This window comes from Flavivirga aquimarina, from assembly GCF_030540835.1.
Lineage (GTDB): Bacteria > Bacteroidota > Bacteroidia > Flavobacteriales > Flavobacteriaceae > Flavivirga > Flavivirga aquimarina.
Map to the genome: position 1 here is coordinate 43,140 of NZ_JAUOEK010000148.1, position 9,723 is coordinate 52,862.

Below are 9,723 nucleotides of genomic sequence, written 5' to 3' on the forward strand. Positions count from 1 at the left end.
ATAATTATAAAATGAAAACAAAGTTTAGTGGAATTCTAACACTATTACTAGTGTTAGTAGTGCAGCTTGCGTTTGCACAAGAAAAGACAATTTCAGGTACTGTTTCAGACGATTCTGGCTTACCGTTACCTGGAGCTACGGTCTTAGTTAAAGGCACTTCATCAGGTACATCTTCAGATTTTGATGGTAATTACTCAATTCAAGCTAGCCAAGGTAGTGTTCTTGTATTTAGCTTTGTAGGGTATACTACTACTGAGGTTACTGTTGGTGCTTCCAACACAGTTAATGTTACATTGCCAGAAAGTGCAGAATCTTTAGAGGAAGTAATTGTTACGGGTACCGCAAAAGGTAGATCCATTAAAGAATTGAGTTTTGCTTTAGGGCAAGTAAACAATGAGCTTTTGGATAATGTTCCAGCCACATCGGCGGGTCAAGCGCTTCAAGGTAAAATATCAGGTCTAACGATTTCTCCTTCTGGAGGACAGCCAGGTAGTGATGTCAGTATCCAATTAAGAACGGCTAATTCAATAGCTACAGGTCAAAACCCTCTAATTATATTAGATGGAGTAATCTTAGAAGGAGGACTTGCAGACATCAACACGGAAGACATTGACCGTATTGAGGTAGCTAAAGGTGCAGCGGGAGCTTCACTATATGGATCTCGAGCAGCAAATGGTGTTATCCAAATATTTTCTAAACGCGGTAAATACAGTGATAAAGTTAACGTTACGTATAGATCTGAACTTGGTTGGAGAAATGTGAATTCTGAATATGACTTGGCGACAACACATAAGTTCTTAATGCTTCCTGATGGTTCTGATTTTGATTTATCAACAGGTTCAAGACAACTTGATCCAGATGGGTTTGCTGATAATCCATATCCAACTAGTAGCACCTTATATGATAATCAAGATAGAATCTTTCAAACTGGTCATTTCAACAGTCATTTTGCTTCTATAAATGGAGGAAGTGAAAATGCTAGATATTTATTCTCTTATTCAAGACTTGATGATGAAGGAATTATTAAAGAGGTTGATAAGTATAGAAGAGATAACTTCAGGTTAAACTTAGACAGCAAAATATCTGAGAAACTAAACTTGAAAACGTCGCTTTTTTATGGTAATTCAAGAAGAGATGCTGGAATTAATTCTGGCTCTACATTAAATGCTCTTTTCGCTACATTAATGACAGAGCCAATACATGATATGTTAGCTCCTAATGAAGAAGATGGCTCGCCTTACAATTATGATTTTGATACTATTGATGGTAATAACAGAAACCCACTTTATTCTTTGGCTAATAATGACAGGGAAGAACGAAGAAATAGAGTTTTAGGTAATGTGGCGTTAGATTATGAAGTTATGCCATGGCTAACTTTAAACGGCTCATATTCTTACGACTACGAAAACAATGCCTTTGAAAACTATATACCAAAAGGCTTTTTATCTGATAGTCCTGATGGGCAGGCTCAAAATATAGGATTTATTCAAAGGTCCAATTTCAACGGCCGTGCACAAAATATAAGATTCAATGCGTTATTTTCTAAGGGATTTGGTGAAGATGACGCTTTTAATTTAAACTTAAGATTAAGTTACTTAAATGAAAGGTATAATAGTGCTTTTAATAATTCAGAAGGGTATAATTTGTCAGTGTCTGGTATTCGTTCATTAGACAATATTAAAGACAGGCCTGCTTTAGCTTCTGAATCTCAGACTATCATTTCTGATAGTTATTTTGCAATTGCTGATATTGATTACAAAAAGAAATATATTTTTAGTGGGGTTGTAAGACGAGAAGGATCTTCTTTATTTGGACCTGACACCAGATGGGCTAATTACTTTAGAGCAAGTTTAGCTTACAGATTAACTGAGGACTTCGAAATTCCAGGTATTCAAGAATTAAAACTAAGAGCATCTTACGGTACGGCTGGTATTAGACCAACTTATGAAATGCGTTTTGAAACATTTTCATTAAGAAATGGAGCAGCTAGTAAGTCTACTATAGGTAATAATAAATTAAAACCTGCAAAAACAGGTGAGATGGAATTAGGTATTAATATAGATTTCTTAGATCGTTTTAATTTTGAATTTAACTATGTTAAAGCTATAACTGATGATCAAATTCTTAATGTGCCATTATCAGCGGCTACAGGTTTTGGTTCTCAGTGGCGAAATGCTGGAGAAATAGAAGGTACAACGTTTGAAGCTTCTTTAAACTATGATATTATTAGAAATGATAACTTCTCATGGAATTTGGGCATAGTTTGGGATAAATCTAAGCAAAAAATTACTCGTCTAGATGTACCAGCATACCTCACTGGACCAGGGACTCAGAACACAACCTTCTTTAGAGTAGAAGAAGGCCAAAACTTTGGTATTATGTATGGTACTGATTTTATTCAATCTTTATCAGATTTGCCAGCTGGTCTTGATGCTAATGATTACCAAGTAAATGCTGAGGGTTATGTAGTTGATGCGGCAACTGGATCGACCCCTGTGGCAAGAGTTGATGATGAAGGTAACGCATTTTTTGTGATTGGTGATATTACTCCAGATTTTAGAATGGGTATAAATACCACTTTAAAATATAAAAATTTCTCATTATACACACTGTTTGATTGGAAACAAGGTGGTGACATTTATAATAGAACCAATCAATGGCTGTATCGTGATACAAGACATGCAGTTTCTGCAAATTCACAAGTTCCAGCTAGTTTCTATGCAGGACTTTATAATACGGGGAATCCAAGTTCTGGCTTTATAGAAGATGGTTCGTTTGTAAAACTGAGAGAACTTTCTCTTTACTACACACTTTACGGTGAAAGTATGGGGAACATTGGTAACTTTATAGAGAGTATGAGAATAGGATTCATAGGAAGAAACTTAATTACTTGGACTGACTATACTGGTTTCGACCCTGAAATTACAAATCAAGCTGAAGCAAGTAGATCAGACTTAACTAGTAGAGATACTAATGGTCTTGGTAATGATGCAAATACACCTGGGGGTGACCCTAATGTATTTAAGGTAGATAACTTTCCTTATCCTACTACCAGATCGTATAGCTTTTCTATACAATTAAACTTTTAAAAAAAACAAAATGAAAATATTAAAATTTAACAATATCATGTACATGGGTTTTATACTCATGTTTATATCATGTGCTGATGAAATGGATGCGGTTAAAAACCTTAACAATCCAGATACTCAGCAGGTACTATCTGTCGGTTCTGATTTAAATGCAGTTGTAGGAGGCGGCTATACAACCTGGTGGCAAGCCAATAATAGAGACACATATGCAGCTTTGGCGGTGGCCGCTGATCATGGAACTGCTTCTTGGGGGAACTATGGGATGAGATCTTTATCATGGGAGCCAAGAAACCCGATACTTAATGCTGCTTCTTGGGCAGATGCAAACGTTGTTGAACAACCATGGCAAGGTAATTATGCATCTATCTCGTCTGCAAACGATGTTTTAGGAGCCATAAATAACGACGGTATTGAATGGATTGAAGGCGATGTAGACAGAACACCTCAGGTTGAGGCTTCTGCACATTTTTTAAGAGGTCTTGCCTATGGTTATTTGGGATTACTTTTTGAAAAAGGTTTTATTGTTGATGAGAATACTGACCTTTCACTAAAATTGCCATTTGTTGGTTACCAAGAGTTAATTGCACAAGCCATAACAGATTTAGACGCAGCAATCGCTATAGCAAATAGTAACGACTTTACAATTACTGACAACTTTATAAATGGCATTATGCCAACAAGTGCAGAATTAATAAAGATCTCTAATTCTTTTAAAGCACGGTTTATTGTACAATCAGCTAGAAATCTTGATGAGACTAATGCTATTGACTGGAACACTATAAAGACCCTTGTCGAAAATGGTATAACCCAAGATTTTGGGCCAACAGGAGATAACGGAGTAATTTGGTGGAGTAATGTTTTTGTTTTTAGCGAATCTCCAAATGGTTTTGGAACTTTTGGAGGACGATTAGACATGAGAGTTGTTAATTTACTGGATCCTAGTCAACCAGAATTCTATCCAGCCACACCTGGTGATGTTTTAGATAACCCAGAAATGACCACACCTGATGCTAGAGTTGGAGATGGCAAGGATTTTGAATTTAGATCAAATATTGTCTTCTTCCCTGATAGAGGTCAGTTTCATTTTTCCCACTATATTAGTATGCGTTATGCTAATGATGATAACTTTTCAGACGGGGCAGATTCTAAGCAACTTAAATCATTTATGCTTGAGGACAATAGATTATTATTAGCTGAAGCACAAGCCAGATTAGATGATCTTGGAGGAGCTGTGAGCACTGTTAATGAAAGCTCTAGAGTGACTAGAGGTGAATTACCTCCTTTAGCAGGCGGAGCTTCCAAAACAGAAATAATGGATGCTATTTTTTACGAGCGTTATGTAGAATTATTCAATTCAGGTTGTGGATCTGGATTCTTTGACAGAAGAAGAACCAATCAATTACAAGTTGGAACTTTTAGACACTTCCCTGTACCCGCTACAGAGTTGCAGGTAATTCAAGAGGAATTATATACATTGGGAGGTGTAACTGCAGATCCAACCGGTGTTGTACCACATTTTGATATTAGTGCTGCACCTGCTAGAGCTGACGACACAAACATACCAACTTTTAATTAAAAAAAATCTATTTATTAGTTTAAAACCATCCTTTTTTAGGATGGTTTTTTTATACCTTGTACCTCATACAAGATCAAACACAAAATTTTGGTATTAGAGCAGTCATTGGAGCTATAAATACTACTGCCTATTTTTCTCCAAAGACACCAAGAAACCTGTGTCAAAGCCTGTTATGTTTTACCTTCATTTTTTCAAAATACCTCATAAAAAAGCAAATTTTAACCAATATTTATTGTTTTATTAACTTTTTATTAGGATTTTTGGCATTGACTAATTCAAATAATTATAAAATGAAAACAAAGTTTAGTGGAATTCTAACGCTATTACTAGCGTTGGTAGTGCAACTTGCGTTTGCACAAGAAAAGACAATTTCAGGTACAGTTTCAGATGATTCTGGCTTACCGTTGCCTGGAGCAACTGTCTTAGTTAAAGGTACCAGTTCTGGTACATCTTCAGATTTCGATGGTAAATATTCAATTAGTGCTTCTCAAGGTGCAACAATTGTTTTTAGTTTCGTAGGGTATACGACAACCGAAGTTTCAGTAGGCGCTTCCAATACAATTAATATTACGTTACAAGAAGACACAGAATCCTTGGAAGAGGTTGTTGTAGTTGCCTATGGTTCTCAAACAAAAAAATCAATTGTAGGTGCTTTAACAGTTGTTTCTTCAGATATAATTGAAAATCAACAAACCATATCTGTGACTTCCGCATTACAAGGAAGTGTTCCTGGGGTTAATATTATATCAGGTGGTGGCCAACCAGGAAATAGTCCTACAATCCGTATCAGAGGTACTTCTTCGATTAATGCTTCTGCAGATCCTTTAATTATTTTAGATGGAGCACCTTTCAATGGAAACATCAATACAATTAGCGCCGATCAAATAGAAAGTATAAATGTATTAAAAGATGCCTCTTCTACTTCTCTTTATGGCTCTCGTGGTGCCAATGGTGTAATTTTAATAACTACTAAAAAAGGTAAATTTAATACGCCTACCACTGTTAGTTTTAGATCGACTATAGGATTTGCAAATCAAGCAGTTGACAGACATAAGTTAACAGATACAGATACCTTCACAGAATATACTTGGGAGGCCTTAAGAAATGCATCACAATACGAGGACGGTAATACTGCTGAAGTTGCAGCTACCTCAGCAACAAACAACTTAATTCCTACTTTGGGGTATAACCCTTATGGTATAGCTAACCCAGTTGGAACTGATGGAAAGTTAGTATCTACAAATAAAGCATGGGATACAGATTGGGCAGATCTATTAATAAATGAAGCTGCTATTAGAAAAGAACATACTTTAGCAGTATCTGGAGGTAGTGAGAATACTTCATACTATTTTTCTGGAAATTATTTAGACCAAGAGGGTACTATAAAAACATCTGATTTTGAAAGGATCACTACTAGATTAAGTATTGACACAAAAGTAAACAGTTGGTTCAAAGCAGGATTAAGTGCATTTTATTCTACATCTAAACAAAATGTACCAGATCAAAGCGGTACATCATTTACAAGTACAATTCAATGGATAAATAATCTTTCTTCTTTCTACCCTCTCTATAGAAGAGATGCCAATGGAGCTTTAGATCTTAACTCTAATGGTGAAAAAGTATATGATTACGGAAACACAAGTGGTGGGCAACCAGTAAATGCTGCCCGTCCTCAATTTCAAGGAGAAAATATCGTTGGTTCCCTATACTTGTATGAAGTTAGAAACAAAAGAGACAACTTTACAGCAAATGGTTATGCACAAGTACAAATACTTGAGGATCTAAGTTTTAAAACTCAACTATCTTACGAAAAATACACTTTAGACACTTACGAATATAACCATAATGAGTTTGGTGTTGCTGCAAGTGTTAGTGGTAGAGTAGATCAAGACAGAGACTTTACTACAACTAAAAACATTATTAATTCATTAAATTATAAAAAGACATTTGGTGATCATACATTTAATATTGATGCCATTCATGAAGCTTTTGAAAGAAATAATGATGAGTTAGGAGCTCAAGGTGTTGGTTTTTTACCTAATGTTAAAGTACTTAACGGAAGTACTACACCTGAAAACATAAGTGGCGCTTTTACCGATGAGACATTAGAATCTTATCTAGGTAGAGTTTCTTACAATTTCAAAGAACGTTATTTTTTAGAAGGTTCATTTAGAACAGATGGCTCAAGTAGATTTGCTCGAGAAGTTAGATGGGGTAATTTTTACTCAATTGGTGGTAGTTGGATAGTTTCGGAAGAGAATTTCCTAAGAGATAATAATGTTTTAAATTTCTTAAAATTAAGAGGTTCCTATGGTGAGTTAGGAAATAATAGAACGTTAGTTGATGATGGTACTGGCACATTAGTTGCATCATATTTCCCTTATTTATCGTTATTTGAGACAGGGCAAAATGAACTAACCAATACAGGAGTTCTTTTAGGTTCTGTTGCTGATAGATTTTTAACATGGGAAAAAACAGAATCCATAAATGTTGGATTAGATTTTGGATTATTTAAAAATATTATCTCTGGTTCTGTTGATTATTATAGCAAAGAATCTGTTGACTTAATATACGATCAACCTCTAGCTGTTTCAACAGGAAACGAATCTATAAAAACTAATGTAGGAGCATTAAAAAATTATGGTATAGAAGTATCCTTAAGAGCAAATATCATTAATAATGAGAAATTTAAATGGAATTCTAGTGTAAACTTCTCTTTCGATAAAAATGAAATTACAGAACTAACTCAAGAATCTTTTATCAATGGTACTAAAAGATGGGAAGTTGGCAGATCTCTATATGAATTTTATATGGCTGAGTGGGCTGGTGTAAATCCAGATACTGGTTATGCTCAGTGGTACGTAGATGTATTAGATACCGAAGGAAATCCTACTGGAGAACAAACAACTACACAAGAATATGCCGATGCTTCTAGAAATTATGTCAATAAATCATCGTTACCTGATGTTATTGGTGGATTCAACAATAGTTTTACTTTTGGTGATTTTGATTTTAACTTTTTATTTAACTTTAGCTTTGGTGCTTATGTCTATGATTCGATTTATGCTGGGTTATTTGGTGCATTTGAAACTGCGGGAGGACCTGGGACTGTTGATTTAGCAAACAGATGGCAACAACCTGGTGACATTACAGATGTTCCATTATTATTACAAAATCAAAATGATTTTTCTAGTCGATCTGATAGATTTCTTTTCAAAAATGATTATGTAAGGTTAAAAGCACTTACACTAGGTTATAGTTTCCCAACTGAAACTTTAGAAAAATTTGGCGTTTCCAGATTAAGATGTTTCATACAAGGAGATAATTTACTTACTTTCCAATCTCACGAAGGAATTGATCCTGAGCAAAGTTTTGCAGGAACTACCAATAACAGATCTTATAACCAAAGAATAATTTCTTTCGGTGTTAATTTAGATTTTTAAAAAAAAAACTATGAAAACTAATATATTCAAATTCAAAATTTTATTGCTAGTGGCCTTAATGTTCATTAGCTGTGAAAAAGACTTTTTAGACGATCCTCAGCCTACTGCTTCTGTTGCAGATGTTGTGATTTTTGGTTCCAGAGCTGGAGCAGAAGCTTTATTATCTGGAATACAAAGAAATTTTAGAAGACAATTTACAAGAACAGATGCTGGAGGTGTTTACAGTTTATATTTTGCACGTACCGTAAAAGGTAATGACTTTATTCAAAATTCTTGGTATAATTTTGATTATGACAATGACAATAGAGAACCAAACTATACTAGAACTATTTTTAACTGGGAGTTTCCTTATTATTTAATTAATCAGGCTAATACTCTAATTAACGGTGTTGAAGCTAGCTCATTATCTGATATTGACAAAACGGAATTAATTGCGCAAGGTAAGGCATTAAGAGGGTTTTTCTATTTTCAGCTTGCTATGGAGTTTCAACACACTTACACATATGATTCTTCTTTACCTGCACCTCCTATTTATACAGAGTTGTCTTTAGAAGGGAAACCAATGAGTACCCTTGAGCAGATCTATGATCAAATAGTTTCAGATTTAACAGATGCAGTTGCAGGATTAGGAGATTCCAGATTAGGAAAATCTTATGTTAACCAACAAGTAGCTAATGGTATTTTAGCACGAGTATATCAAGTAATAGAAAATTGGCCAGGAGCAGAAGCTGCAGCAAGAGCTGCATACGGTGGAGATGTTTCTTCTGTCTTAGATGCCAGTACCTATGATGATGGTTTTGATGATATTTCTAATATCGAGTGGATTTGGGGTAGCCCACAAACTAACGATCAATCAAATTTTTTCTACATAGCACCGCATGCTTTTACTGACCATTTTAATGACGGCTATTTTGGAACTTATGTAAATAGAGAATTTGCAGAATTATTTTCTGATGATGATGTAAGAAACCTATTTGACAATACCTATGGAGGAGGGCCAAATGATTGGTTTCATTTAACAACAACCAAATTCACCTTCAAATTTGATTCAGATATGCCTTTAATGCGTACTGCTGAAATGATACTAATAGAAGCTGAAGCTAAATTTAAACAAGGAGACCCTACAGCTCATGATCTGTTATTTGAATTGCAATCTAACAGAGATGTAAATGCTGTAAAATCAACAAATACCGGTAACGACCTGTACGAAGAAATACTTGTTGAAAGAAGAAAAGAGCTTTATGCAGAACTTGGAGTAGAATGGTTTGATGCAAAAAGATTAAGAAGAGGTATTCCAAGAACAGCTAATCATAGACTTATAAATTCTGATCTAGAGCCTGATGATAAAAAATTCTTTTTAAAGGTCCCTCAGAAAGAAATCGATGCTAATGATAATATTGACGAAAGTGTTAATGACGGTAGATAAAAGTATTCTTTTTTAAGACATATTTAATTTAAAAGAGGCTGAGATTTTCGAGGCCACTGAAAAAGGTAGTTCTTTTTCAAATGTAATTTTAAAAGCGATTAAGAAAAAGGTAATATTTCTTAATCGCTTTTATGTTTTGTGTAATTTTTTGATATGGGCTTATATATGAAGTTAAAAAATGCTTCAAAA

At 34.7% G+C, this 9,723-nt stretch carries 4 protein-coding genes; all 4 read left to right on the plus strand.

Annotation, left to right across the window (positions count from 1 at the left end; all coding sequences use genetic code 11):
* Positions 1–11 precede the first annotated feature (11 nt).
* The 4 genes from Q4Q35_RS15795 to Q4Q35_RS15810 all read left to right on the plus strand — a co-directional run bounded on the left by Q4Q35_RS15795 (position 12) and on the right by Q4Q35_RS15810 (position 9,534).
* Entirely contained in the window at positions 12–3,089 is a 3,078-nt protein-coding gene (locus Q4Q35_RS15795; RefSeq protein ID WP_303278968.1) for a SusC/RagA family TonB-linked outer membrane protein, read from the plus strand.
* Between the two features lie 10 nt (positions 3,090–3,099).
* The gene (locus Q4Q35_RS15800; protein ID WP_303278970.1) at positions 3,100–4,665 is read left to right on the plus strand and encodes a RagB/SusD family nutrient uptake outer membrane protein; all 1,566 of its coding nucleotides are present in this window, start codon (positions 3,100–3,102) and stop codon (positions 4,663–4,665) included.
* A 290-nt stretch (positions 4,666–4,955) separates the two neighbouring features.
* A complete protein-coding gene (locus Q4Q35_RS15805) occupies positions 4,956–8,108 on the plus strand; it encodes a SusC/RagA family TonB-linked outer membrane protein (RefSeq protein WP_303278971.1) in 3,153 nt (1,050 codons plus the stop codon).
* A gap of 10 nt (positions 8,109–8,118) precedes the next feature.
* On the plus strand, positions 8,119–9,534 hold the full coding sequence (locus tag Q4Q35_RS15810) for a RagB/SusD family nutrient uptake outer membrane protein (RefSeq protein ID WP_303278972.1): 1,416 nt from the start codon (positions 8,119–8,121) through the stop codon (positions 9,532–9,534).
* The last annotated feature ends 189 nt before the right edge of the window (positions 9,535–9,723 follow it).